Origin of the sequence: Streptomyces sp. NPDC059398 (assembly GCF_042751845.1) — a bacterium.
GTDB lineage: Bacteria > Actinomycetota > Actinomycetes > Streptomycetales > Streptomycetaceae > Streptomyces.
On sequence record NZ_JBHYWP010000046.1, the window covers coordinates 21,432 to 45,115 of the forward strand.

A 23,684-nucleotide genomic window follows, 5' to 3' on the forward strand; every position below is an offset into this window, starting at 1 on the left:
TCCCTGTCCCCTGCATCCGCTGCGCCCAAGGACCGAAGGAGCACTCATGGGAACGGGAACGCCTTTCGGGCGACGATCCGTACTGGCCATAGGGGCAGGCGTGGCATCCCTGCCGCTCCTGCCCGCCGCACCCGCGGCCGCCTCCCCCGCGCAGGGCGGCACCAGCACTGACGCACTCGGGAAAGGTCGGATTAATCCCGCGCGTATCCCTCCCGCCTCGCAGATCGCGGTCAGCGCGTCCGACACCCCGGACACCATCGTGCGCAAGGCGGCCCATGTCGTCCCCCGGCCCTCCCAAGTCGCCTGGCAGCAGCGGGAGGTGACCGCCTTCACGCACTTTGGCATGAACACCTTCACCGACCGCGAGTGGGGCTCGGGCGCCGAGGACGAGGCGACCTTCGACCCGTCGGGGATGGACGCCGACCAGTGGATGCGCGCCTACCGGGCGGCCGGCGCCCGCCAGGTGATGTTCACGGCCAAACACCACGACGGCTTCGTCCTCTACCCGACCCGCTACACCAACCACTCGGTGATCGCGAGCCCTTGGTGGATCCGCACCCGGGGCTGCTCCGCCGCCGAACGCGACGCCACCGCCAAGGCCCGGGCCCAGGCCGAGAAGCGCCGCTCCGACGATCCGGCCGCCTACTGGCGGGCCCGGAACGCCGGCTGCCGCAACCCCCTGGGCGACGTCCTCGGCACCTATCTCAAGGCCGCCCGCCGGGCCGGTCTCAGGGTGGGCGTCTATCTCTCCCCCGCCGACGGCTCCGAGCAGCCGCACGCCTGGCACGCCCGGTACGTCGAGGAGATCCGCGCGAAGCAGGCGTCGGGCCAGTCGCTCAGCATCGAGGAGCAGGCCACCGTCGACGACGGCGACCGCGCCCCCGGCGGCCAGGGCCGTTACGGCAGCGGAAGCCCGGTCGTCCGCCGTACGATCCCGACCCTGGTCCCCGGCGACGACCGGGCGGACGCGCTCGCCGCGCACCGCATCCCGTCCTTCACGGTGCGGGCCGACGACTACAACGCGTACTACCTGAACCAGCTCTACGAACTCTTCACGCAGTACGGCCCCATCGACGAGTTGTGGCTCGACGGCGCCAACCCCTGGACCGACGCGGGGATCACCGAGAAGTACGACTTCACCGCCTGGTTCAGGCTCATCCACGCACTCTCCCCCGACACCGTCACCTTCGCGGGACCGCAGGGCACCCGCTGGATCGGCAACGAGAACGGGGTGGGCCGCACCACCGAGTGGAGCGTCACGCCCGCCACCGCCGACCCCGCGACCGCACACGGCGAAGGGCTGCTCCCGGACGGCGCGAGTGCCGCCGACATCGGCTCCCGCGACAAGATCACCGCGCCCGGGGTCGAGTACCTCCAGTGGTTCCCCGCCGAGGCGGATGTCTCGCTGCGGCCCGGCTGGTTCTTCCACGCCGACGAGAAGCCCAAGACCCCGCAGCAACTCCTCACGATCTACGAGGAGTCGGTGGGCCGCAACGCCGTACTGCTGCTGAACGTCCCGCCGGGCCGGGACGGCCGCATCGCCGCACCCGACGTGGCCTCGCTCACCGCGTTCGGCGACTCTGTCACCGCGACGTACGGCCGCAACCTGCTCACGTCGGGACCCGGCCGCACCCCTCTGCTCACGGCGGGCCGGGGCCGCCGCGATCCGGTCCTGCGCACTCTCACCGACGGCCGGCTCACCACCGCCTGGTCGCCCTCGCACGGGGCCACCACGGGCGCCGTCACCGTACGGCTCTCCACGGCCAGGACCTTCGACCGCGTCCGGCTCGGCGAGGACATCACCAGGGGCCAGCAGGTGGAACGGTTCGCGGTCGACATCTGGACCGGCACCGCCTGGCAGCAGACCACGGCCGGCACGACGATCGGTTACGCCCGGATCCTGTCCCTGCCCGAGCCGGTGACCTCGGACGGCATCCGCGTCAGAATCCTCCAGTCCCGCGCCACCCCGCGCCTCGCGTCGGCGTCACTCCATCTGAACGTGCCACCGGAGTGAGGCAGAGGGGAGGACGGGAGGGGGACGGCCCGGAGGGGGACGCCAAGGTAAGGCTACCCTTAGCATAACTGCATGCCGATATCAGAGAAGAACTCTCCGACAGGGACGAGCCAGGCCGGGAGCCCGCACCCGGTGGCCGGTGGACGACACGGCCACGGCCCGGGTGTGCTCTCGGTGGTGCGCTCATCCGATGTGACCCCGATGATGCGGCGCGTGACCCTGGGCGGGCCCGACCTGGCCCGCTACCACGAGGGACCGAACATCAAGCTCCTGGTGCCACCGGGCAACTCCCCGCACTGGGAGTGGCCCGACTCCGCCCCCGCCTCAGGACCCGGGCAGCCGGGACCGGTGAAGCGCACCTTCAGCGTCCGGCGCTTCGACGCGGCGGCCGGCGAACTGGACATCGACTTCCTGCTGCACGGCGAGGGCCCGGCCGCCCGCTGGGCGGAGCGCGCGGTCGCCGGGGACGTGCTCGGGGTGCTGGGCGTGGGCGGAGTCAGCCCGCAGCCGGCCGACTGGTACCTGATCGTGGGGGACCACTGCGCGCTCCCGGCCGTGGCCAAGCTGCTGCCCGAACTCCCCGCCGACGCCCGGGGAGAGGTCTTCGTCTCGGTCCCCGGCGACACCGAACGGCAGGAGCTGCTCGCTCCCGCCGGGGTACGGGTGCACTGGCTGCCCCCGGAGGAGGCGGACGGACGGAACGGAATGGCGGACGCGGTACGGGGCGCGGACTGGCCGGACCACGACCGGGTGTTCGCCTGGGTCGCGGGCGAGTCCGCCCAGGTCCGCGAGGTCCGCTCCTGGCTCCGCCGCGAGCACGGCCTGAGTCACCGTCAGCACCTGGCCATCGGCTACTGGAAGCGCGGCCTGGCCGAGGACATCTACCACGACCGCAGCGACAACGACCGGGACGAGGACTACTACCGCATCTCCGCGGAGTCCCGGGGGCGCGCGGCGCGGTGAATCAAGCACGGTGACGGGAAAAGCCATCGGCCGACGGGCCGGCCCCGGTGAGCTTCACCGGGCCGGCTGCCCGCCACGCTCATCCGGCCCGGTCTCCCGGCCACCCGCTCCGGAACCGTCCGCCCGGGAGTCGTCGACGATCCGCTGCAGCGCCGCGACCTGACGCTCCAGGGCTTCGCGGCCCGCGGCGCTGAGGTTCACCCAGGTACGGGGGCGCTTGCCCACGTAGCCCTTGCGCACCTCCACGTAACCGTGCGAGGACAACGTGCCCACCTGCTTGGACAGCGCCGACGCCGACAGCCCCGCCGTCTCCCGCACCCAGCCGAACTCCGCCCACTCCGTACCGGCGAGCAGCGAGACGATCGACAGACGGGTGGGTTCGAGCAGCACCGGGTCGAAGTCAGGACGATCCATCGGGCGCCCCGGCTCGTCCGCGCTCCCCGCCCGCGGCGAGGGAGGACAGCCCCTGCTGGAGACGGCCCCCGAAGAGGATCAGGACCGCGCCGAGCACGGCGCCGACGACCGTCCGCGCATACGGGAAGGAGAGCCCGGAGTGCGGTACGAAGGCGGCGACGGCCCCGATGACCACCACCGCCAGGATGATCACCCGGCTCCACAGCGCGAACCGGGGCGAGATCGCGTCCCGCCGCACCCTGGTCCGCCGCCCCAGCAGGGCGGAGCCCCACCTGCTCCGCAGCAGCGCCGCATAGGCGACGGCGAGGGCGGCGAAGGCGATGTTCACCACGGACTCCACGCCCGAACCGAAGAAGTCGGGCGCCGCGAGCAGCGCGAAGACGGCGAGCCCGAAGAGAACGGCCACCCAGCGCGACTCCTGCACCGAGCCCACCGCCTCCTCCCGTCGCCGCTGGACGTCCTGAAGGGCACGGGATGCCTCTTCCGGTGTGGGGTGTCGGGTCATGACGTCCTCCTTGGGTTTCCTGACCAGAACTCGTTTCCTGTAAGGAAAGTAGTTTCCTGAGAGAGTCGGCGTCAAGTGGGAGAAGCCCAGGACATGGAGGACGCCAAGCGCGACTTCATGGGCTGAGGGCAGCGACTTCCTGCCGGTGAACCTGTTCCGCGATCCGTTCGGGGCGCCGATGACGCCGACGACGGCGGGCGAGCTGTTCGGCCATTTGCAGAAGCGGGCGAAGCCGACGTGGAAGGCCGGGCCCCGGACCCGGCAGATCGTGGATGCCCTGGACCGCGAGGGAGGAGCAGGCGTGCCCCTCCCTCGCGGAGCGAGGGTGTGTCAGATCCCGAAGGGCTGGCGTAGCGGATGGTGCCGCTGGGCAGCGGGTGTGCCGGGTCGAGGGTCATGACCATCATGGCCTCGTCCGGGACGTCGATCGTCAGGTCGATGCCGTGGGTGGAGGCGCGGGTGAAGCCGAAGCGGGGGTAGTACGCCGGGTGTGCCCCATGACGGTGACGTAGTGCTCGCCCTGGTCCTTGGCGGCCTTGAGGGCGGCGCGGATGGCGGCCGAGCCGGCGCCGCTGTTCTGGTACTCGGGGAGTACGGCGCACGGGGCCAGGCACAGGGCCGGGGTGTCGCCGATGTGGCAGCGGGTCAGCAGCGCGTGGCCGACGATCTTGCCGTGCTCGTCGGTGGAGACCAGGGACAGGCCCTCGATCCAGGAGGAGTCGGCACGCAGGGTGTCGACGAGGTCGGACAAGGCATCCCCTGGCTCGCGGACCGTTTCGCCGTTAGGACCGCCCCCAGCACCTGCTGATCCATCCCGGCGCTGCCCCCGACCTCACGCATGGAGGCGATGACCAGCCACACCACCACGAGCATGCAGACGGCCGTGTCCGCCCGTACCGCACCAGTGGAGCGTGGGTATCGGCGACAGAGGACAGGCCCGGGTAGTACAACCGGCGCCGAACTGGCGGGGGCCACCACGATGGTCGCCGAATACGTGCCCACCTGGCGCCGTGGTTTCTACACCTCGATCCCCGATGCGGCCCCGGGAGGTGACGCCGGCCTTCTTCACCATCACGGGCCACCACGCCCATGCCTATGTCCCCAGCACCTTCGCGCTCAGCCACCTCACCAAGACCTTGAGGAAGCGGGACTCGCCCTGCCGCCCCGTACAGGTAGCTGCACCCTATGATCGGCAGCAGGCTGGATGTACCGCCCGCAGCGGCTTCCCTAGCGTTGCCTCAGTCGGTGCTCCGGCCGTGGACGAGCAGCGCCGGCAAGGGAGTTCAGGTGAGTTCATGGGGACGCTCACGGGAACGCCACCCGCACCGCTTCGCGGTTGACCGGCATCGCCCCGAGGGACAGGTGGAGTTCGCCCCGGGCACCGGCCGTACTCCCCCACCGACCACCACGTCCTGCCCGGCATGGCGCCGGTGCACCCAGCACAACAACCACTTCCCGAAAGGGTGGGAAATGTCGGCAAGTTCGATACCCGAGGAAGAACTCGCATGGCTGGACGCGACGGCGCAGGCCGACCTGGTCCGCCGGAAGGTGCTGTCGCCGACCGAGCTCGTGGAGGCGGCGATCCGGCGGATCGAGCGGCTCGACCCCAGGATCAACGCCGTGGTCACACCGCTGTTCGAGAAGGCTCTCGCCGCGGCGGCTGCGCCCGGACTGCCGGACGGCCCCTTCCGCGGGGTGCCCATGCTGCTCAAGGACTTCCTCTGCCTCACCGAGGGCGATCCCGCCTACGGGGGGATGCGCGCGCTGCGGGACCGGGACTGGCGCGCCCCTGAGGACTCCGCCCTCGCGGCCCGTTTCCGCGCGGCCGGGTTCGTGTTCTGCGGAAAGACGAACCTCCCCGAGCTGGCCACCAGCACCACCACGGAACCGCTCGCGCACGGGGCGACGAGGAACCCCTGGGACCTCACCCGCTCCCCCGGGGGCTCCAGCGGTGGGTCGGCGGCCGCGGTGGCCGCGGGCATGGTCCCGGTGGCACACGGCAACGACATGGCGGGCTCGATCCGGATGCCGGCCAGCGCCTGCGGAATCGTCGGGCTCAAGCCCTCGCGGGCCCGCACCACCCTGGGCCCCGCATACGGCGAGTACTGGGGCCCGGTGACGCACGAACACGTGCTGACCAGGTCGGTCCGCGACACCGCGGCCGTGCTGGACGCGACGGCGGGGCCCGCGACCGGCGACCCGTACACCGCCCCGCCCGCCCTGCGGCCCTACCGCGAAGAGGTCGGCGTCGATCCCGGCGTCCTGCGGATCGGGTTCCGTACGACCCCGCCGGGTGCGGCGGAACCGGCCCACAAGGACTGTGTGGCGGCGGTCGAGCACACGGCCCGCCTGCTCGACTCGCTCGGCCACCGCGTCGAGCCGACGAGCGCCTCCTGCCTGGACAACCCGGCCCTTTTCGAGGCGCTGGTGCCACTGTTCGCGGCGGCCGTGGCCTGGGAGCTCGACCAGTGGTCCGAGCTCGTCGGTGAGCGCCTGGAACCGGCGGACCTCGAACCGATGAACGCCATGCTGGCCGAGACGGGCCGCTCGGTCACGGCCGCACAGTGGCTCTCCGGTACCCAGGCGTGGCAGCGGTGGGCGCGCGGCGTGGCAGGGCTCTGGGACGAGGAGGTGGATGTGCTGCTCACACCGACGCTGCCCGCGCCGCCCGCGGTACTGGGCGAACTCGCGCCCACGGGGAAGAGCCCCGAGGAACTGGTGGCCGCCGTGAGCGGGGGCATCGCCTTCACGGTGCCGTTCAACATCACCGGCCAGCCCGCCATCTCCCTCCCGCTGTACCGCAGCGACGACGGACTGCCGATCGGCGTGCAGCTCGTCGCCGCCTACGGACGGGAGGACGTACTGATCCGGCTGGCCTCACAACTCGAACAGGCCGCCCCCTGGTCGGGGGAGCACCCTCCGTCCTTCGACTGAACGAAAACGAATCGGTCCGGAAGGGGCGAACGCTGTCCGCCGTGCCCCCCGTGACGTGGTGAACCCGGAAAGGATCGACATGTTTCATCTTGATCATCTCTGCCTGGGCGTCCCCGAGTTGGACGACGGCGTCCGCCGGGTGCGGGAGGAGACGGGACTCGCCCACTACGACGGGGGCGTCTTCCCCAACGGACTCGCCAATACGGTCTTCCCGCTCGGCGGGGACGTCTACCTGGAGGTCGAGTCGGTGACGGGCCACGCAGCCGGGCCTGACGCGGGGGCCGCCTGGTTCGACCGGGCGGTCGCGGACGGCGACCGGTGGATGTTCTGGAGCCTGCGCGCCGACACCCTGGAGGAGCTGGAGGCGGTCGCGCAGCGGCTCGGTGGCGAGGTGCTGCGGGCGCCGGGCCGCGTCCAGCCCGACGGCACCCAGCGCCTCATCACCACCGCGCCGGGCGCCGACCGCGCGCTCGACGCGTGGCGGCGGGGACTGCCGAACTGGTACTACCGCCACGACCCGGCCACCCATCCGGACCGCGGCGCGGTGGAGCACGGGGATCGCGGGGCGGCGGTGGTCCGGCTGGAGATCAGCGCCGACACCGAAGAACTGCGGGAGCACAGCGGTGCCGAGACCTTCGAGCGGCTACCGCTGGTGATGGTGCCCGGCCCGCCCGGCGTGCACGCGGTCACGGTACGTACCGCCTCGGGGCGCGAGGTGACGCTGCGCAGGGACCCGGCGGCCCTGTAGCGCCGTCGGGGCCCGGCCGGGACTCCGGCCGTGGGTTCCGTCACTACGTGAACCTCCCACGGCCCGGCCGCCACAGGGCCCGTACGAGCACGACGTCACCTTCGGAAAGGTGGGAACAGATGGCAAGCATCGCTCTCTTCGGCGCCACCGGGATGATCGGCAGCCGTATCCTCGGCGAGGCCCTCGACCGTGGCCATGAGGTCCTGGCCGTCGTCCGCGATCCCTCCCGGCTGACCACGGCCCACCCGGCGCTGAGGCTGGTCACCGGAGACGTCCTCGATCCGTCGTCGGTCCTTTCCGCGGCTGACAGCCAGGATGTGGTGGTCAGTGCGGTCGGCGGTGGGCACGGCGACGCCGCGGGGCACCTGGCGACCGCCGAACCCGGCGCGAGGGCGCTCGTGGCGGGGCTGCGCGCACTCGGGCACGGCGACGCCCGCCCACGTCTGATCTCAGTCGGTGGGGCCGGGCCGTTGCGGACCTCCGACGGCAGGCCGCTGTGGGACACCGAGGGGCTGCCGGAATCACTGGTGCAGATCATGCACGCGCACGGTGACGCCCTCGATTACCTCCGCACCGTCAGCGATGTGCGCTGGACGGTCATCAGCCCGTCCGCATTCGTCGGGCCCGGTTCCCGTACCGGCACGTACCGCAGCGCCCTCGACGACCTCATCGTCGGTGAGGACGGCAAGAGCCGGATCTCCACCGAGGACTTCGCAGTCGCGGTCGTCGACGAGATCGAGCACGCACGCCATCCGGACGGCCGGTTCACCGTGGGTTACTGATTGTCCGCGACACCCGTACCCGGCCGCGCTGGACGACGTCCTGCGCGCCTACCGCGCGCTGCTGGCACAGGGCCTTCCGGCGGACCGGATCGTGCTGGTCGGCCACTCGGCGGGCGCCACTCTCGCTCTGTCCGCCCTGCAGCGCCTGCGCGATTCCGGCGACCCCATGCCGGTGTGCGCGGTCGCGCTGTGCCCGATCACCGACTTCACCCTCAGCGGCACGTCGCTGACCACCAACGCGGAGACGGACATCGTCGGCGTGGCGGAACTGCACCACGGCAGTACGTACGTGGGAGCTCCGAACCACCGGCCCCTCAGCCCGGTGTGTCCCGACATCCGGCCGCGCCCGGCGCCCTGAGGCGCAGGAGGGCGATCAGCGTCATGACGGCGAGCGCCACCACGAACCACGCGTAGTCCCGGGTCGCCGCCGCCAGGCCGCCCCCGTGTACGACGAGGACCCCGGCGACGACGGCGGGCAGGCCCATGCCCAGGTAACAGACCACGTAGACCGCCGACAGAACACCGGCACGCTCGTGCTCGGCGACCAGGGGCACGACGGTACGCATCCCTCCCTGGAACCCGGCTCCGAAGCCGACCCCCGACACGAAAGTACCGGCGAAGAACCCGGCGTACGAAGAGAGTTCGACGGCCGTGAGGGTCCCGAGCGACCCCAGGACGAGCAGGGTGACGCCGAGGAACATCAGGGCCCTGGGCGGCACGCGTCCGAGCGAGACGGCGGTGACGGACGAGACCACGGTCAGGACGGACAGGCCGAGGCCGCCGACCACCGCGGAGCCCGAGCCCGAGAGTTCGCGGGCGAGCGCCGGGGCGAGCGAGCCGTAGAAACCACCGAGCGACCACACCGCGAACAGCACGGGCGCCACCGCGAGCAGCGGGCCGCGCAGGCGCCGTGGCACCGCGAGTTCGGGCACGAGGGAGGAGCGCAACCCGGGCGCCCGGCCCCCGGTGTCCGGCAGTACGGCGACCCCGGCGGCCTGCAGGGCGAAGACACCGATGAACACGAGGTAGACGAGGTGCGTGGGGGCCGGCAGATACTGCACGACCAGGCCGGACAGCAGTGCGCCGACGCCGGACCCCAGGCCCGGGGCGACGGCGTTGGCGCGGGTGCCGCGCTCACGGTCGATGTCCAGCATGGCCGCGCCCAGCGCGCCCAGGGCGCCGCCGGTGGCGATGCCCTGCAACACCCGCCCGGTGACGAGCGCGCCGACGCCGCCGGCCGTGCTGAACACCACCATGGCGATGATCTGCAGGGCCAGCGCGGCCAGCAGCACCGGCCTGCGACCGAGGTGGCCGGACGCCCTGCCCAGCACGAGCAGGGCGACCAGGACCACGACGGCGTACACACCGAAGACCACCGTGGTGGTGATCGGGGAGAAGTGCCACCGGGCCGCGTAGAGGGCGTAGACCGGCGTCGGGGCGCTCGACGCGGCGAGGAACGAGACGATGATCGACGCGAACAGCGCCAGGCCGGCGGGGCCGCCCGTACGCCGGACGGTCAAGGGGACGTCATGCGGTGGCGTCGTGGTCTTCATGAACACCTCACAGCACTGCTCCGGGCCCCGGGGACGAGGCCCCCGGGGCCCGGAGCTGCGCTCTATCGAGCCGCGTCGTCTGGGTAGGCGGCGGTCGCCTGGATCTCGACGAGGAGTTCCGGGCTGGCGAGACCGCTGACGCCGATGATCGACCAGGCGGGGTAGGGGGCCTTGACGAGGCGCTGCTTGGCGGCGAGGAAGCCGGACATGTTCTCGCGGATGTCGACGTGATAGCTGGTCACGTCGACCAGGTCGCCGAGGCCGAGGTTCTCCAGCCGGAGGATCTCCTCAAGGCGCCGGATGGCGAGCTCGGTCTGTTCCTCGACGGTCTCCCCGGGGACGCCGTCGGCGCGGCGGCCGATCTGGCCGGAGATGAACAGGTGCCCGTGCGAACGGATCGCGGGGGCGTGGCCGAAGCGCGCGAAGGCGCTGGTGGTCCCTCCGAAGACCGGCGAGTTGTCGGGGACCTCTACGGGGTGGATGGGCATGGCGGGGTGTCCTTTTCTCTGGTGGGTGGGGCCGACATCTGTGCCGACATCTGTGTCGGCTCCGTCGGCCGGGTGGCGGGGTGGCCGGGTGGCCGGGTGGCGGGCCAGGTCGCGGCCGGGGCGGCCCCCGGTCAGTCGCCCCACCGGGAGGAGCCGCAGGCGTGCTCCATCCGGGTCCGGCCGAAGGTCTCGCGTTCGCGCAGGAATTCACCGGGAATCGCGTAACGCGGGCCGTTCCTTGGGTTCTTGGCGGCTTGCGCGACGATCGCGTCGGTGAGGGAGCGGATCATCTCCAGCCGCGGATAGGCGGCGTGGACGACGTCGGCCTGCGCGTCGCTGAGGGCGTCGGCGTAGGTGTTGCCCATCGGGCCGCCGAAGTCGAGCGCGACGCCTTCGCGTACGAGCACGCACAGCGTGCCGCGGCGCTCCGCGATGCCCGACGAGGTGTGCAGGGCGATGGCCTGCCACACCTCGTCGGCCTCCGTATCGGACCGTCCGTGTGCGAGGAGGAAGGCGGCGGCCCGGTCGGCGCCCTCGACCTCGAATCTCTGGGTGTGCGGGCCGTCCGGCGCGACGCCGAGGTCGTGCATCGTGCACGCCGCGAACAGCAGGTCGTCCTCGTAGTCCTGGCCGGCGGCCAGTTCGAGGCGGGCGGCCACGAGTCGGGCGAACAGATAGGTGCGCATGCTGTGGTTGAACACCGAGGGCGATTCCACCGGCCTGATGAGCTGTACGACAGCACCGGCGAGCGGTGTGTCCGGCAGCGCGATCAGGTCGGCGGCCGCCTCGGGGGCCACGTGGCTGTGGGGCGATCCGGTCATGTCCATCAGGCTGGCACGCACGCCCCTGACCAGGTGAGTGGCAATATTGCCTACTGTCGATAGAATAGTGCCATGACGACCCACCGAGTCGCGGTCCTGGCGTTGGACGGTGTCACTCCGCTCGACCTGGCGATCCCGGCGCAGATCTTCAGCACCCGCCCGGAGACCCCGTACGAGGTGAGCGTGTGCGGGCTCGGCTCCGAGGTGGCGACCAACGCCGGCTTCTCCCTCATGACGGAGGGCGGCCTGGACCGGGTACGCGCGGCGGACACCGTGATCGTGCCGGGATACGAGCCGGGGAGCGAGCCGCTGGTACGGCCGCCGGACGAGGTCCTCGACGCACTGGCCGGGACGCGCGACCGGGGCCGGCGGGTGGTGTCGATCTGTACGGGCGCCTTCGCGCTGGCCGCTGCGGGCGTTCTGGACGGGCTGCACGCCACGACCCACTGGCAGCACATCGACGAGCTGGAACGGGACTTCCCCGCCGTCACGGTCGACCGCGACGTGCTCTACGTCGACGAGGGGGACGTGCTCACGTCGGCCGGAGTGTGCTGCGGCATCGACCTCTGCCTGCACCTCGTACGCCGCGACATGGGGGCGCTCGTGGCCAACCGGATCGCCCGCGGCCTGGTGGCCGCCCCACACCGCGACGGCGGGCAGGCCCAGTACATTCCGGCTCCGGTCACCGAGGCCGGGGAGACGTCGCTCTCCGAGACCCGGGGCTGGGCCCTGCGCCACCTCGACGAACCGCTCACGCTCCGCATGCTCGCCCGCCACGGGGGCGTCTCACCCCGCACCTTCATGCGCCGGTTCGCCACGGAGACGGGCACCACGCCCCTCCAGTGGCTGCTGAGCGCCCGCCTCGGCAAGGCACGCGAACTGCTGGAGACGACAGACCACTCGGTGGACCAGGTGGCCCGGGACTGCGGCCTCGGCACGGCGGCCAACCTGCGCCTGCACTTCCGCCGGACCCTCAACACCACCCCCACCGCCTACCGGCGGACTTTCACGCGTTGACACCGCTCGCGCGCAGCGCGTGCACGGCGAGGAGGCCCGCGCTGAGCGCCGTCACGATGCCGCAGCCCAGATGAGTGCCGGTGTGCGAACCACCGAAGGAGGCCGCGAGGTTGACGGCGGTGCTGACGCCTACGATGGCCCACAGAACGGACCGGAAGGCGCTGCGACGGCTCGGCTGCGGGGGCGGGGGCGGGGAAACGAAGTTCGTCATGGGGAAGTCCTCTGCGATTCCGGTGGTCGAAGGCACGCCCGACGCTACGGACCGGTCTCGGCGCCGGACGATCCCGCAGACTGCCCGACCGTGGGTACGGCCAGCTGTCCGGCCGTTGGTACAGCAGGCTGTAACGCTGCGCGGGCGCTCTCGTCGGGCCGCCCGGAGCCTTCCACGCAGGAACCGGAGGCGAGCGAGGAGAGACAAGAGACAGAGGAGGGAAGGATGACGGCAACGTTGTCGCGGACACCGCGCCTCCGCGGAGCGAAGCAGACCGCCACCGCGGTGCTCAGAGCCGCCGGGGCCGCGACCGGTGAGCTGGCCGGCGGCATCGGCACCGCGCTTCCCGCGCTCGCGCTCCTGATTCTGCTGCTGCTCACGGCTGTTGTGTCGCTCACCGGTGCCGGCCTGCTGCTGGTGGGCCCCGCGCTGAGTGCGCTGCACGCCCTGGCCCGGCGCGAACGCCGGCGGCTCGCCCGCCGGGGCCACGAGATCATCGCTCCTGACCCGCCGCCCACGCGCCCACGCGCAGGACTCGTCCACCCCACCACCCGGCGCGAGATGCGCTGGCTGCTCCAGCACGCTTCGGCCGGGCTGCTGTTGGCGCTGACGGGCGTCGTCCTGCCCGTACTCGCGGTGCGTGACACGGCCTTCCCGCTGTACTGGCGGTTCGCCCCGGAGGACACCACCGCCGCTTCCATCGGCATCGGCACCGCGCACACCTGGCTGGACGCGACGGCGGTGGCCCTGCTCGGCGTGGGCTGGATCGCTCTCATCGTGGGGGGCACTCCGGCGCTGGCACGGCTGCAGGCCAAGCCCGCCCGGCGCTTCCTCGCCGCCGATCCCGGCACCGACCTCTCCGCCAGAATCCTTGAGCTGACCGCCTCCAGGGCCGCGGCCCTGGACGCCCACGCCGCCGAACTGCGCCGTATCGAACGTGCCCTGCACGACGGCAGTCAGAACCGGCTGATCTCCGTCACCGTGCTCCTCGGCGCGGCCCGCCGCCGACTGGCCCGCGAGCCGGACCACGCGGTCGAGGTCCTCGACATCCTGGAGCGCGCACACTCCGCCGCCGAACAGGCCCTGGCCGATCTGCGCGGTGTCTCCCGCAGCATTCTTCCCCCGGTACTGGAGGCCCAGGGCCTTGCCGGGGCCCTGACAGGACTCGCCGCCGACTGCGCGGTGCCCTGCCGTACGGACGTCGATGTCCCCGTACGGTGCGCCGTCTCCGCCGAGGCGACCGCCTACTTCGTGGTGGCCGAGGCGCTGACGAACATCGCCAAGCACAGCGGTGCCCAGCAGGCCGCCGTGGGCGTACGGGCCGACGGCGTACACCTCCGTCTGACCATCACCGACGACGGCCGGGGCGGCGCCGACGAGAGCGGCGGCTCCGGCCTCACCGGCATCCGCCGCCGGGTGGAGGCACACGACGGCACACTCCGCCTGGCCAGCCCCGCCGGCGGCCCGACAACCCTTGAGGTGGTACTCCCCTGTGGACAGTGACCCGCGGATCGTGATCGCCGAGGACGACCCGCTGCTGCGCGAGGGCCTGGCCCTGCTGCTGCGTGCCGAGTCGATCGAGGTGGTGGCGACGGCCGCCACCCCCGATGCGGCACTCGCCGCCATCGACGAACACCGGCCCGATGTCGCCATCTTCGACGTACGGATGCCACCCACCCACACGGACGAGGGCATCCGCGCGGCCGTCGAGGCCAGGCGCCGTCAACCCGGCCTGGCGATCCTCGTGTTGTCCGCCTACGTGGAGCAGAGTTTCGCCACCGAACTCCTCAGCGACGGTGTCGGCCGGGTGGGCTATCTGCTCAAGGAACGGGTGGGCCGGGTCGAGGAGTTCCTCGACGCACTGCACCGAGTGGCCGCCGGTGGCACCGCGATCGACCCCGAGATCGTCGCCCAGCTCTTCACCCGCTCCCACCGCGACGCCCGCCTGGAACGGCTGACCCCGCGCGAGCGCCACGTACTCGCCCTCATGGCCGAGGGGTTGGGGAACGGCGCGATCGCGAAACAGCTCGTCGTCACGGAGGGCGCGGTCCACAAGCACATCCGGAGCATCTTCGCCAAGCTGGACCTGTCCCCCACCGACCACGTGGACCGGAGGGTGACCGCCGTACTCAGGTATCTGGAGGGCGCGCTACCGAGGGCGAGGTAGAGCCTGCTGTACCGCGCTTCGAGGCGCACGCGGGAATGATCCGCCGGCGCGGCGGTGGTGTGCTGAACACATCAACCGGCCCGCCCCGAGGGAGCAATCCAGTGCCCCACCACGAACCCCCCACCCCCACCGGCAGCCCAGCAGGCAGCCCAGCAGGCAGCCCAACCGTCCGGACTCCCCAGCCGGGCCCCACCCTCCAGGCCGACCAGGACCGGCAGCCCGGCCGGCCCCCTGGCGACCGGATCCAGCCGGGTGCCGACGGAATGCGACTGGGCGTCGACGGGATGCGACCGGGCGTCGACCGGATCGGCCCGGGCGACGACCGAATGGAGCCGGGCAGGATCCACACCGACCCCGACCCCGACCACCCCGGCTCGCCCCGCTCCGAGCGGCGGGCGCCCCACGGCTCCGGCCCCAGCCCCAACTCCGGCCCCAACTCCGGCTCCGGCTCCGGACTGCGCGACAGCCTCCGGCACCGCCCGCTGCTCTGGTTCTTCATCCTTGCCTTCGCCCTGAGCTGGGCGGCCTGGACCCCATACGTACTGTCCGAGAACGGCCTCGGTGTATGGCACTTCACGTTTCCAGGAGGCAGCACCGGAGGCCAGCTGACCGGCGTACTGCCCGGCGCCTACCTCGGCCCCATCGCCTCCGCGCTCCTGCTGACCGGGCTCACGGAGGGACGCCGGGGCCTTCGGACCTGGATCCGGCGCATGACCAGGTTCCGGCTCAGCTGGCGCTGGTACGTCGCTGTACTGCTCACCGTGCCCGCGGCGCTCACCGTCGCCGCGACCGCCCTGGGCGACCGCGGACCCGCCATGCCGACCGCCACGGTGCTGGCGGCGTATCTGCCGGGCCTGGTCCTGCAGTTGATCACCACAGGGCTCGCCGAGGAGCCCGGCTGGCGTGAGTTCGCCATGCCGCGCGCCCAGGAACGGTACGGCCCCCTGCCCGCCACCCTCCTGGTCGGCGTCCTGTGGGGCGCCTGGCACCTGCCGCTGTTCCTCACCGAATGGGGCGGCGGCCCGCACGTCCACCTCGCCAGAGTGGGGGCGTTCCTCGCCACCACGCTCTGCTTCAGCTCCGTGATGACCTGGGTGTTCAACCGGTCCGGCGAGAGCATGCCGCTCGTGATGCTCATGCACACGAGTGTCAACAACTTCTTCTCCGTCGCCTGGACGGCCATGTTCCCCCGGCTCGCCGACGACGACACCACCTACGCCTTCCTCCTGGCCTCGGTGGGAGCAGCCCTCCTCGTCCTCGTCCTGACCCGGGGCCGACTCGGCTACCGCCCGACCACCACTGCCGCCCGGGTCTCCGCTCCCCTGAACACCGGCGGATGACACGGCGCCCCGATGCGGATCGCCCTCTCCGCGTCCGGCTTCGGGCCCCCTCGACATGACCGACGCCGACGCAGGCACCGGCCCCAGGCGACGACTCCGTGTGCCGAACGGGAAAACCCCAGGTCACGGGCGCCTTGACCTGGGGTTTCGCGGAGTCCCCTGTCGGATTCGAACCGAGTCCTACGCATGACAAGGGCCTGCGAGATCGTGACAACGCGGTCCGCTCCCGCGAGCGGAGTACGGATGAACAGTTCTTCATCGGTCTTCTAGCGCATCCCGCACCACGGCGTCACGGCCCCGGCGCGCCGGAGGATCCCCTGCAACTGTTCAGCGGGACGCTGCTGTTCGCCATGCAGGGCGTTGAGGACGATCAGACCACCTGTGAACGCCGGAAGTGCCCACTGCACCCAGGCAAGGTCGCGCTGGGCCCTGGCCGTGTCGATGGGGTGCTCCGCCGCCTCCTCCATGTCGTCGGGACTGTCCGACGAGGCAAGCGCGATCTTCCTGCCCAGAACGCCGCTGTAGGCGGTGGCGGCCAGGGCAGCACCGGTGAGCACGGTCTTGGCGATGGCCGAGGCGGCCACGCCCTTCTGCGCGGCGACCCGGGAGGCGTTCACGGCCAGGAGTCCGCTGCCGCCCACGAGGTGAATGCCGATCGCCGCGGCGTTCACCGGCGTCCACCTCGCCCAGCCGGCGCTCGCGATCCGAGCTGTGTTCCTCCACGTACCGCCCTCGGCCCGAGCCGCAGTGTTCAGACCGACCGCGCCCATCAATGAACCACCGAACCAAGCCGCCAACCCCAGATCGTGCATGCTGCGCAGAGCGGTGTTGCGTTCCGACATCTGGAGACTCCTCAGGATCCTCGCCGATGACCTTGGATGTGCTCACCGGCTCTGCCTCCACCGTTGCGCCGGCCCGGCACTCCTGCATCTCGAAAGGGTGCGGATGGACCCCAGGGCGACGATCTCCACAAGCCCGGATCCGCTCGTGGCGCCCTCACCCTGGGGACATACGCACAGCTGCGCCCGAGGTCGGCCGCCTGCTGGTGGCCCTGGGCGTGCGGTGCCCGGTCCGATGTCATCGCCCACGCCTGAGGGGAGGAGCCATGAGCATCGACCGCTGTCCCCGTGCGAGGAAGCGGACATGCGCGACAATGAAGGGGGTAGGCGACGCAACGGTGCCTGCTCCGGGCCTTACGACTGGGCAGGGCCTGATCGCTGGCGAGTGCGAGTGCTGCTCGGGCCGGCGACGTGATCCCCCTGACCCCGGGATGTCCTTTTCACCGTGGACTCCGCTACCTGCTGTCCTCGGACCGATACCCGGGAGGGTCGATGTCTCTGCCCATGACCGAGCAGTCGCGCGGTACGGAGAGTGCCCTGCCGTCCGGCGCCGGAGCACCTCCACACCGTGGGCACCGGCGGTAGAGCGCGGAGAACGCTTCCCACCCCGGTGAACCGACCGGTCGGCGCTCACGGCACGGCGAACGCACCGGCCTGAGCCGCATTCTTTTCTGGAGGTCTCGCATGTCTGATTCCACTGCGCCCGATCCGCTCGCTGTCCTGTCCGCCGCCGGCGTCTCGATCTGGCTCGACGACCTCTCCCGGGAGCTGCTGGCGGGAGGAGAGCTGAAGAGGCTCATTACGGAGCAGCACGTCGTAGGTGTGACGACCAACCCGACGATCTTCGCCTCGGCCCTGTCCAAGGGAGACCGCTACACCAAGCAACTGCGCCGGCTCGGTGGTGAGGGCGTGAGCGTCGACGACGCCGTCTTCGCCCTCACCACCGACGACGTGCGGGTCGGCTGCCAGGCGTTCGCTTCCGTCCACCGGAAGACCGGCGGGGTCGACGGGCGGGTGTCCATCGAGGTCGACCCCCGGCTCGCCCAGGACACCGCTGCCACGATCGACCAGGCACGCAAGCTGTGGGAGGCCGTCGACGAGCCGAACCTGCTGGTCAAAATTCCTGCCACCCAGGAGGGCCTGGCCGCGATCACCGCCGTCGTCGCACAGGGAATCAGCGTCAACGTCACGCTGATCTTCTCCCTGGACCGCTACCGCGCCGTGATGGATGCCTATCTGGACGGGCTGGAGCAGGCCCAGGCCGCCGGTCATGACCTGGCCTCCATCCACTCCGTCGCCTCGTTCTTCGTCTCCCGCGTCGACGCCGAGGTGGACGCCCGCCTCGATGCTCTCGGCACTCCTGAGGCGGAGGCGCTCAAGGGCAGGGCCGCGATCGCCAACGCGCGGCTCGCCCACCGGGCGTACGAGCAGATGACCGCCGGGTCACGCTGGCAGGCCCTCGCCGCGGCCGGGGCCCGCGAACAGCGGCCTCTGTGGGCGTCCACAGGGGTGAAGAACCCGGCCTACGCCGACACCATGTACGTCAGTGAACTCGCCATCGCCGGCACCGTGAACACCATGCCGGGCACCACGCTCGCCGCGTTCGCCGACCACGGCGCCCTTCCCCCGCGCGCACCGGTCGCCGAGGAGTACGTCGCCGCGGCCGACTACTTCGTGGCGCTGGAGCGAGCCGGCGTCGACTTCGCCGACGTCACCGCCGGACTGGAGCGCGAGGGGCTGAGCAAGTTCGCCGACAGCTGGAGCGAGCTGAGTGCTTCCGTCGACCGCGAGATGCACACCCCGGCCGCCCGCCGCCCGGGGGAGGCCGACAGCTCGCCGGAGGGCCCCGGCCTGCTGGCGATCTACCTCAATGACCATCTCTCCGGAGCCACTGCCGGTCTGGAGCTCTTCCGGCGAGCCGCACAGGGCCGGCCAGGTCAGAACGGAGAAGCCGGCCCGGCCGAGCTGTCCGAACTGGCCGAGCAGATCGAGCAGGACCGGGACTCCCTGACCCACATCATGAGTGACCTGGGGGTGCCCACCGACCGCTCGAAGGTCGCACTGGGCTGGCTGGCGGAGAAGGCGGGCCGCCTCAAGCCCAACGGCCACCTCCTCTCACGCTCCCCCCTCAGCGACGTCCTGGAGCTGGAATCCATGCTCCTCGGCGTCAAGGGCAAGGCCGCCTGCTGGCACACCCTGCACGCACTGGCCCGGACGGACACCAGGCTCGACCGCGAGCAGCTGGACACCCTGCTGAAACGGGCCGAAGAGCAGAGCGCCGCACTGGAGCGGATGCGTCTCGACACGGCCCGCCTCGTCTTCCCGTCCGCCCAGCAGTCCTCGTGAGGGGGCTGATCACCCCGGGCACCGCGTGGTGTGAGGGACCTTCCAGGCTTCGGTCCGGCACCGGGTCTCGGCCCGGTTCGAGTGGCGCTCCGCCTGCGAGCAGCCCAGCCTGTTCGAGTAGCGCAGGGCCTGCGGCGATACGAGGACAAGAGGCCGACATGACCGTGACACCTCTGACCAGGCCGCGGCGCATGCTGACAGTGCCGGGCGTCTACGCGCCCCAACACGACACGCATCTGCTGATGCGGGCCATCAGCCGCGCGGGCATCAGGCCAGGGGCCAGCGTGCTCGAACTCGGCACCGGAAGCGGGGCTCTCGCGGTCCACGCCGCCGGGCTGGGCGCCTGGGTCACCGCTGTGGACATCTCCCGCAGGGCCGTGTGGTGTGCCCGGGTGAACGCCGCGCTCCACCGCAGCCGCGTCACTGTCCGCCGCGGCGACCTGGCCTGCCTCGGAGTGGGGGGATTCGACATGGTGGTCAGCAACCCGCCCTACGTCCCTGCCCCAGCCGACCTGCCGCCGCGTCGGGGGCGAGCACGGGCGTGGGACGCAGGACGGGACGGACGGGCCGTCGTCGACCGTGTCTGCGCGACTGCCGGATCCCTCCTGCGGCCCGGCGGGGCACTCCTCATGGTCCATTCCGGCCTGTGCGGAATCGAGGCCACGCTCCAGGCGCTGGGAAAGGCCGGCCTTGACGCCGAGGTCAGTGACCGCGAGCTGGTCCCCCTCGGCCCCGTCCTGCGCTCACGCCTGCCGTGGCTGCGCAGTCAGGGGCTGATGGACGAAGGGCAGGACAAAGAGGAACTGGTGGTCATTCATGCCCGACGACACTGAACGCGCCCGCCGTCTACGGCTCGAACGCCACGGACCGCTTCTCGTGGAAGGCCCCGTCACCGTCACCGGAGACGACGGCGTGGCCGTCACCTCCGACCGCTTCATGGTGGCGGTGTGCACGTGCGGCCGCAGCCGCATCCGTCCGTGGTGCGACACCAGCCACCGCCGCCGCGTCCCCCGCACTCCTCCGGCCTCGCCGGACACAGGCAGCAGCGATGCAGGGGGTGAGGCGTGATGGCTGCGGAGCCCTATGTCGAATCACGTACCGCCAGCCCCGCACTGCCGGCCCCACGAGGCGTGCTTTCCGCTGCTGTCCTCTCCTCCTTGCACAGGGGAAGCGCGCCCCTGGCGCACCCTCAGGTCCTGACGGCGGCCGAGCCCTACGGGGACGACCTCCAGCTGGCCCTGTACGTGCTGTACGAACTGCACTACCAGAGCTTCGCGGGGGTCGGTGACGACCGGGAGTGGGATCCTGACCTGCTGAGGCTGCGCAGAGACCTCGAAAGCCGCTTTCTGAGCGCACTACGTGCGGACGTGCCGGGCGGAGCCGACGCCCAGGACGCCCTGGCCGGGATCCTTGTCGAACCGGGCGCCGCGGAGGGCACAGGCGTGAGCCATTACCTGCAGAGCCATGGCCGGCTCTGGCAGATGCGCGAATACGCGGCGCTGCGGTCCCTGTACCACCTCAAGGAGGCCGACCCCCACGCCTGGGTCATCCCCCGCCTGTACGGGCGGGCCAAGGCGGCGATGGTGGCCGTGGAGTACGACGAGTTCGGCGCCGGGCGGGCCGAGGACGTTCACGCCCGGCTCTTCGCGGACCTGATGGACGACCTCGACCTGGACCACGCCTACGGCGCGTATCTCGACGCTGCTCCGGCGCAGGCGCTCTGCGCGGTCAACCTGATGTCCCTGTTCGGACTGCACCGGGCACTGCGTGGCGCCCTCATCGGGCATTTCGCCGCCGTGGAGATCACCTCGTCGCCCGGCTCACGGCGGCTCGCGAAAGCCATGCGGCAGACGGGCGCCGGTCCGGCCGCCGAGCGCTTCTACGACGAGCACATCGAAGCCGACGCGGTGCATGAGCAGGTCGTACGGCACGAGGTGATCGGCCCTCTCCTGGCAGCCGAACCCCATCTGGACGCCGACGTGGCTTTCGGTGTCCAGGCCACCGATCTGCTCGAAGACAAACTGGGCGCACACGTGTTGGGGGCCTGGACTGACGATCGCTCCGCCCTGCGGCTCCCGCTGCCGGCCACTCGGGGCCCAGCCGGACCGCACGCAGGGCCGGGCACCGGGCCCGTGAGCTGAACTTCCCGCCAGGGCGGGCACGGAATCGCTGCTCGCCCACCAAGCCGGGTACCCGATGCTGCGGACCGCACGCGGCCGACCCTTCCTGCCGGCCCCTCCCCGTGTTTCATCCCCGTGTCTCATCGAAGCTGCGGAACCGAGTGAGTGCGGCATGCCGCTTTTGGCGTAATGGGCGGGGAGGGCCGGTCGGCCCCGTCAGGCTGTGCGGGTTGAGCACGGTCGTGTCAGGAAACCGCACGTACGGACCGTATGGGATTTTGGATGGATCCCTCGTGCCCGCCGAGCGGCTCCGGGGCGCCGGAGCGTGCGGTGCGGGCTCCGCGGTACACGGCGAGCCGGAATACGGTGGCCGAGGCGTCGACGACGCCGGGTCCCCGGCGCATGAAGAAGCTGCCGCCGCACTGCCTGCGGGAACAGGAACCAGGGGGAGGCCCGGCCGATGGCGGAAGACGAGCGGAAGCCGCACCGCGTCGAGGAGGACCGGTCGGAGGGCTTCGGGGAGCGTCTGCTGGGTGTGCTCCTGGACCGGGCCCACGAGATGCCCGCGCAGCTGATCGCCCCGCTGATCGCGGAAGAGGTAGCCAGTATCGGCGGGCGCGATGTCTCCATCCTCCTGCAGGACTACGAACAACTGCTTCTGGTACCGCTGCCCGGCAAGCGGCTGGTCGTCGGCGAACCCGAATCGATGGACGACTCCCCGGCCGGCGAGGCCTTCTTGCAGGTCAAGACCGTGGAAGTCCCCCAGGACGGCTCCGTGCGCATGTATCTGCCGCTGCTGGACGGCAGCGACCAGGTCGGTGTCATGGTCGTCACCCTCGATCGTGTGGATGACGACGATCGTCGGCTGCTGCGCAGACTCGCCGGACTGGTGGCCGACATGATCGTCACCAAGGACGCCTACACCGACCAGTTCTTCATGGCCCGCCGCCGCGCGCCCATGGATGTGGCTGCCGAGATCCAGTGGTCGCTACTGCCTCCGCTGTCGATGGTCGTCCCGCAGGTCGAGGTCGCCGGGATCCTGGAGCCCGCCTACAAGGTGGCCGGCGACAGCTTCGACTACGCCCTCAACGACGACATCCTGCATGTGGCCATGATCGACGCCATGGGCCACGGCCTGGACGCCGCGACCATGGCGACCGTGGCCATCGGCGCCTACCGCCACGCCCGCCGCACCAATGTCGAACTCGCCGAGATCTACGCGTTCATGGACCAGGCCATCAGTGGCCAGTTCGGCCCCGACCACTTCGTGACCGCGCAGATGATGTGCCTGGACATCACCACGGGGCGGCTGCAGTGGGTCAACGCCGGCCACCCGGCGCCGCTGCTGATCCGCGACCGCACCGTGCTCGACCGGCTGGACAGCCCCACCACGCTCCCGGTCGGCTTCGGCGGCGAGCAGCCGCACGTCACCGAGCGGATGCTGCGACGCGGGGACCGGGTTCTGTGCTTCACCGACGGCCTTGTCGAGGAACACCAGGCCGGTGGAGAGGAGTTCGGCGAGGCACTGCTCATCGAGTGGACCAACCACATCCTGCGCGACCGCACCAGGGTGCGGGCCGTGGCCAGGAAACTCTCCCATACCCTGAAACGCGAACGGGGCGGCGTGACCAGCGACGACGCGACCGTCCTCCTCATCGAATGGCGCGGTGGCAGAGCCGACCACCTCACCACCCTCACATGAGCCGACAGACATCGCGCCACGATCTTGGGCGCGCAGGGAAGCAGCCGGGAGCGCCGGCGTGAGCGGGTAGCCACAGGCATCTGTTGGGGACTACGCTGCTGAGCGCGCCCCTGCCCCTGGCGGTCCTGACCACACGGCCGTAGCAGGTGAATGCGTTGACGCAGCACATTTCTGACAGGGACACCCTTAGCGTCACACCCACTGGTGCAGCGCCCGGCGGACCAGACGTCGGGCGGATGCACGCGGGGAAGGCGTTGGCCGTCTACGACCGCCATGGTGATGCCCTGTTCTCCCTCGCTCTGCTCCTCTGCCGGGACTTGGACCGAGCAGTCGAGGCAGTCGTCGCCACGGTGACGCAGGTTCCCGCGTCGGCGTCCGACGTCACGCCGGAGGCGGAGCGGCATCGTCTCGCGGCCGATCTGTGGCATCGATGCGCGGGCGCCTCTGCCGGATCGGGTGAGGGACCGGTCCTGCCGTCACAGGCGAACACACCGGCCGAGTCGGACGGTTCGTCCAGCGAGCAGGAGCACGCGTTGCTCGGACTGGTCCTGTTCGGTTCCCACACCTACGGACAGGCGGCCGCGCTCATAGGTGTGGCCCCACCGTCGGCAGCCCTGCGTCTGCGCTCCGTTCTGCGCCTGGGTTCCGCGTCGAGCCGCCAGCACTCCCGCTGACCGGAGGCCCCACGGGCGACAGCAAGACAACTCACGACGAAGGGAA

At 71.3% G+C, this 23,684-nt stretch carries 23 protein-coding genes and 1 pseudogene; 16 read left to right on the forward strand and 8 right to left on the reverse strand.

Annotated features, from left to right (window positions below):
• The first annotated feature begins 46 nt into the window (after positions 1-46).
• Complete coding sequence (locus ACFXBC_RS18270; RefSeq protein WP_385024751.1) at positions 47-2,014, forward strand: alpha-L-fucosidase; 1,968 nt, start codon at positions 47-49, stop codon at positions 2,012-2,014.
• Between the two features lie 72 nt (positions 2,015-2,086).
• A complete protein-coding gene (locus tag ACFXBC_RS18275; protein ID WP_385024753.1) occupies positions 2,087-2,977 on the forward strand; it encodes a siderophore-interacting protein in 891 nt (296 codons plus the stop codon).
• Between the two features lie 54 nt (positions 2,978-3,031).
• Here the strand turns inward: ACFXBC_RS18275 and ACFXBC_RS18280 are convergent, their stop codons facing one another.
• The 3 genes and pseudogenes from ACFXBC_RS18280 to ACFXBC_RS18290 form a co-directional block, all read right to left on the reverse strand.
• Entirely contained in the window at positions 3,032-3,391 is a 360-nt protein-coding gene (locus tag ACFXBC_RS18280) for a winged helix-turn-helix domain-containing protein (protein WP_385024755.1), read from the reverse strand.
• Positions 3,378-3,896 carry a hypothetical protein gene (locus ACFXBC_RS18285; RefSeq protein ID WP_385024757.1) on the reverse strand — a complete coding sequence of 173 codons (519 nt, stop codon included), beginning with the start codon at positions 3,894-3,896 and terminating at the stop codon, positions 3,378-3,380. The genes ACFXBC_RS18280 and ACFXBC_RS18285 overlap by 14 nt, the downstream gene beginning before the upstream one ends.
• Positions 3,897-4,231: 335 nt before the next feature.
• Positions 4,232-4,644 (reverse strand): annotated as a pseudogene (locus tag ACFXBC_RS18290) (GNAT family N-acetyltransferase); the annotation flags it as partial.
• Positions 4,645-5,366: 722 nt separating this feature from the next.
• Between ACFXBC_RS18290 and ACFXBC_RS18295 the strand changes: the two are divergent.
• The 4 genes from ACFXBC_RS18295 (at position 5,367) to ACFXBC_RS18310 (ending at position 8,718) form a co-directional block, all read left to right on the forward strand.
• Entirely contained in the window at positions 5,367-6,830 is a 1,464-nt protein-coding gene (locus ACFXBC_RS18295) for an amidase (protein WP_385024759.1), read from the forward strand.
• 79 nt (positions 6,831-6,909) lie between these two features.
• Entirely contained in the window at positions 6,910-7,578 is a 669-nt protein-coding gene (locus ACFXBC_RS18300; RefSeq protein WP_385024761.1) for a VOC family protein, read from the forward strand.
• Positions 7,579-7,697: 119 nt separating this feature from the next.
• Positions 7,698-8,360 (forward strand): NAD(P)-dependent oxidoreductase, encoded by a 663-nt coding sequence (locus ACFXBC_RS18305; protein WP_385024763.1) that lies wholly within the window; start codon positions 7,698-7,700, stop codon positions 8,358-8,360.
• A complete protein-coding gene (locus tag ACFXBC_RS18310) occupies positions 8,254-8,718 on the forward strand; it encodes an alpha/beta hydrolase (RefSeq protein ID WP_385024765.1) in 465 nt (154 codons plus the stop codon). The genes ACFXBC_RS18305 and ACFXBC_RS18310 overlap by 107 nt, the downstream gene beginning before the upstream one ends.
• On the opposite strand, the gene ACFXBC_RS18315 is transcribed toward ACFXBC_RS18310, so the two are convergent.
• From ACFXBC_RS18315 to ACFXBC_RS18325, 3 genes are all read right to left on the reverse strand, one after another.
• Positions 8,675-9,913: an MFS transporter gene (locus ACFXBC_RS18315; protein ID WP_385024767.1), complete on the reverse strand. Its 1,239-nt coding sequence runs from the start codon at positions 9,911-9,913 to the stop codon at positions 8,675-8,677. The genes ACFXBC_RS18310 and ACFXBC_RS18315 overlap by 44 nt on opposite strands.
• 62 nt (positions 9,914-9,975) lie before the next feature.
• Complete coding sequence (locus ACFXBC_RS18320; RefSeq protein WP_385024769.1) at positions 9,976-10,401, reverse strand: RidA family protein; 426 nt, start codon at positions 10,399-10,401, stop codon at positions 9,976-9,978.
• Between the two features lie 131 nt (positions 10,402-10,532).
• Positions 10,533-11,222, reverse strand: coding sequence for an HD domain-containing protein (locus tag ACFXBC_RS18325; protein WP_385024771.1), 690 nt, complete (start codon positions 11,220-11,222; stop codon positions 10,533-10,535).
• A gap of 72 nt (positions 11,223-11,294) precedes the next feature.
• Between ACFXBC_RS18325 and ACFXBC_RS18330 the strand changes: the two genes are divergently transcribed.
• Entirely contained in the window at positions 11,295-12,239 is a 945-nt protein-coding gene (locus ACFXBC_RS18330; protein WP_385024774.1) for a GlxA family transcriptional regulator, read from the forward strand.
• On the opposite strand, the gene ACFXBC_RS18335 is transcribed toward ACFXBC_RS18330, so the two are convergent.
• Positions 12,229-12,450 (reverse strand): hypothetical protein, encoded by a 222-nt coding sequence (locus ACFXBC_RS18335; RefSeq protein WP_385024777.1) that lies wholly within the window; start codon positions 12,448-12,450, stop codon positions 12,229-12,231. The two genes, ACFXBC_RS18330 and ACFXBC_RS18335, sit on opposite strands and share 11 nt — an antisense overlap.
• Before the next feature lie 225 nt (positions 12,451-12,675).
• Here ACFXBC_RS18335 and ACFXBC_RS18340 point away from each other — a divergent pair, with 225 nt between their 5' ends.
• From ACFXBC_RS18340 to ACFXBC_RS18350, 3 genes are all read left to right on the forward strand, one after another.
• On the forward strand, positions 12,676-13,953 hold the full coding sequence (locus ACFXBC_RS18340) for a sensor domain-containing protein (protein ID WP_385024780.1): 1,278 nt from the start codon (positions 12,676-12,678) through the stop codon (positions 13,951-13,953).
• The gene (locus tag ACFXBC_RS18345) at positions 13,943-14,617 is read left to right on the forward strand and encodes a response regulator (protein ID WP_385024783.1); all 675 of its coding nucleotides are present in this window, start codon (positions 13,943-13,945) and stop codon (positions 14,615-14,617) included. The genes ACFXBC_RS18340 and ACFXBC_RS18345 overlap by 11 nt, the downstream gene beginning before the upstream one ends.
• Before the next feature lie 263 nt (positions 14,618-14,880).
• Positions 14,881-15,957 (forward strand): CPBP family intramembrane glutamic endopeptidase, encoded by a 1,077-nt coding sequence (locus ACFXBC_RS18350; RefSeq protein WP_385024786.1) that lies wholly within the window; start codon positions 14,881-14,883, stop codon positions 15,955-15,957.
• Positions 15,958-16,223: 266 nt separating this feature from the next.
• Here the strand turns inward: ACFXBC_RS18350 and ACFXBC_RS18355 are convergent, their stop codons facing one another.
• Entirely contained in the window at positions 16,224-16,799 is a 576-nt protein-coding gene (locus ACFXBC_RS18355) for a hypothetical protein (RefSeq protein WP_385024789.1), read from the reverse strand.
• A 681-nt stretch (positions 16,800-17,480) separates the two neighbouring features.
• Between ACFXBC_RS18355 and tal the strand changes: the two genes are divergently transcribed.
• The 6 genes from tal (at position 17,481) to ACFXBC_RS18385 (ending at position 23,638) form a co-directional block, all read left to right on the forward strand.
• Complete coding sequence (gene tal / locus ACFXBC_RS18360; protein ID WP_385024792.1) at positions 17,481-19,142, forward strand: transaldolase; 1,662 nt, start codon at positions 17,481-17,483, stop codon at positions 19,140-19,142.
• Positions 19,143-19,300: 158 nt separating this feature from the next.
• Positions 19,301-19,975 carry a HemK2/MTQ2 family protein methyltransferase gene (locus tag ACFXBC_RS18365; RefSeq protein ID WP_385024795.1) on the forward strand — a complete coding sequence of 225 codons (675 nt, stop codon included), beginning with the start codon at positions 19,301-19,303 and terminating at the stop codon, positions 19,973-19,975.
• Positions 19,959-20,210, forward strand: a complete 252-nt coding sequence (locus ACFXBC_RS18370; protein ID WP_385024797.1) for a CDGSH iron-sulfur domain-containing protein — start codon at positions 19,959-19,961, stop codon at positions 20,208-20,210. Before ACFXBC_RS18365 ends, ACFXBC_RS18370 begins: the two co-directional genes overlap by 17 nt.
• Entirely contained in the window at positions 20,210-21,283 is a 1,074-nt protein-coding gene (locus ACFXBC_RS18375; RefSeq protein ID WP_385024800.1) for an iron-containing redox enzyme family protein, read from the forward strand. The genes ACFXBC_RS18370 and ACFXBC_RS18375 overlap by 1 nt, the downstream gene beginning before the upstream one ends.
• 439 nt (positions 21,284-21,722) lie before the next feature.
• Positions 21,723-22,964, forward strand: a complete 1,242-nt coding sequence (locus ACFXBC_RS18380) for a PP2C family protein-serine/threonine phosphatase (RefSeq protein ID WP_385024803.1) — start codon at positions 21,723-21,725, stop codon at positions 22,962-22,964.
• Positions 22,965-23,200: 236 nt separating this feature from the next.
• Positions 23,201-23,638 carry a hypothetical protein gene (locus ACFXBC_RS18385; protein ID WP_385024806.1) on the forward strand — a complete coding sequence of 146 codons (438 nt, stop codon included), beginning with the start codon at positions 23,201-23,203 and terminating at the stop codon, positions 23,636-23,638.
• The last annotated feature ends 46 nt before the right edge of the window (positions 23,639-23,684 follow it).

Excerpts from the sequence above, each read along its gene's own strand:
- ACFXBC_RS18270 (WP_385024751.1), top strand. The coding sequence starts at position 47 with ATGGGAACGGGAACGCCTTTCGGGCGACGATCCGTACTGGCCATAGGG.
- ACFXBC_RS18275 (WP_385024753.1), top strand. The coding sequence starts at position 2,087 with ATGCCGATATCAGAGAAGAACTCTCCGACAGGGACGAGCCAGGCCGGG.
- ACFXBC_RS18280 (WP_385024755.1), bottom strand. The coding sequence starts at position 3,391 with ATGGATCGTCCTGACTTCGACCCGGTGCTGCTCGAACCCACCCGTCTG.
- ACFXBC_RS18285 (WP_385024757.1), bottom strand. The coding sequence starts at position 3,896 with ATGACCCGACACCCCACACCGGAAGAGGCATCCCGTGCCCTTCAGGAC.
- ACFXBC_RS18295 (WP_385024759.1), top strand. The coding sequence starts at position 5,367 with ATGTCGGCAAGTTCGATACCCGAGGAAGAACTCGCATGGCTGGACGCG.
- ACFXBC_RS18300 (WP_385024761.1), top strand. The coding sequence starts at position 6,910 with ATGTTTCATCTTGATCATCTCTGCCTGGGCGTCCCCGAGTTGGACGAC.
- ACFXBC_RS18305 (WP_385024763.1), top strand. The coding sequence starts at position 7,698 with ATGGCAAGCATCGCTCTCTTCGGCGCCACCGGGATGATCGGCAGCCGT.
- ACFXBC_RS18315 (WP_385024767.1), bottom strand. The coding sequence starts at position 9,913 with ATGAAGACCACGACGCCACCGCATGACGTCCCCTTGACCGTCCGGCGT.
- ACFXBC_RS18320 (WP_385024769.1), bottom strand. The coding sequence starts at position 10,401 with ATGCCCATCCACCCCGTAGAGGTCCCCGACAACTCGCCGGTCTTCGGA.
- ACFXBC_RS18325 (WP_385024771.1), bottom strand. The coding sequence starts at position 11,222 with ATGACCGGATCGCCCCACAGCCACGTGGCCCCCGAGGCGGCCGCCGAC.
- ACFXBC_RS18330 (WP_385024774.1), top strand. The coding sequence starts at position 11,295 with ATGACGACCCACCGAGTCGCGGTCCTGGCGTTGGACGGTGTCACTCCG.
- ACFXBC_RS18335 (WP_385024777.1), bottom strand. The coding sequence starts at position 12,450 with ATGACGAACTTCGTTTCCCCGCCCCCGCCCCCGCAGCCGAGCCGTCGC.
- ACFXBC_RS18340 (WP_385024780.1), top strand. The coding sequence starts at position 12,676 with ATGACGGCAACGTTGTCGCGGACACCGCGCCTCCGCGGAGCGAAGCAG.
- ACFXBC_RS18350 (WP_385024786.1), top strand. The coding sequence starts at position 14,881 with ATGCGACTGGGCGTCGACGGGATGCGACCGGGCGTCGACCGGATCGGC.
- ACFXBC_RS18355 (WP_385024789.1), bottom strand. The coding sequence starts at position 16,799 with ATGTCGGAACGCAACACCGCTCTGCGCAGCATGCACGATCTGGGGTTG.
- tal (WP_385024792.1), top strand. The coding sequence starts at position 17,481 with ATGTCTGATTCCACTGCGCCCGATCCGCTCGCTGTCCTGTCCGCCGCC.
- ACFXBC_RS18365 (WP_385024795.1), top strand. The coding sequence starts at position 19,301 with ATGACCGTGACACCTCTGACCAGGCCGCGGCGCATGCTGACAGTGCCG.
- ACFXBC_RS18370 (WP_385024797.1), top strand. The coding sequence starts at position 19,959 with ATGCCCGACGACACTGAACGCGCCCGCCGTCTACGGCTCGAACGCCAC.
- ACFXBC_RS18375 (WP_385024800.1), top strand. The coding sequence starts at position 20,210 with ATGGCTGCGGAGCCCTATGTCGAATCACGTACCGCCAGCCCCGCACTG.
- ACFXBC_RS18380 (WP_385024803.1), top strand. The coding sequence starts at position 21,723 with ATGGCGGAAGACGAGCGGAAGCCGCACCGCGTCGAGGAGGACCGGTCG.
- ACFXBC_RS18385 (WP_385024806.1), top strand. The coding sequence starts at position 23,201 with ATGCACGCGGGGAAGGCGTTGGCCGTCTACGACCGCCATGGTGATGCC.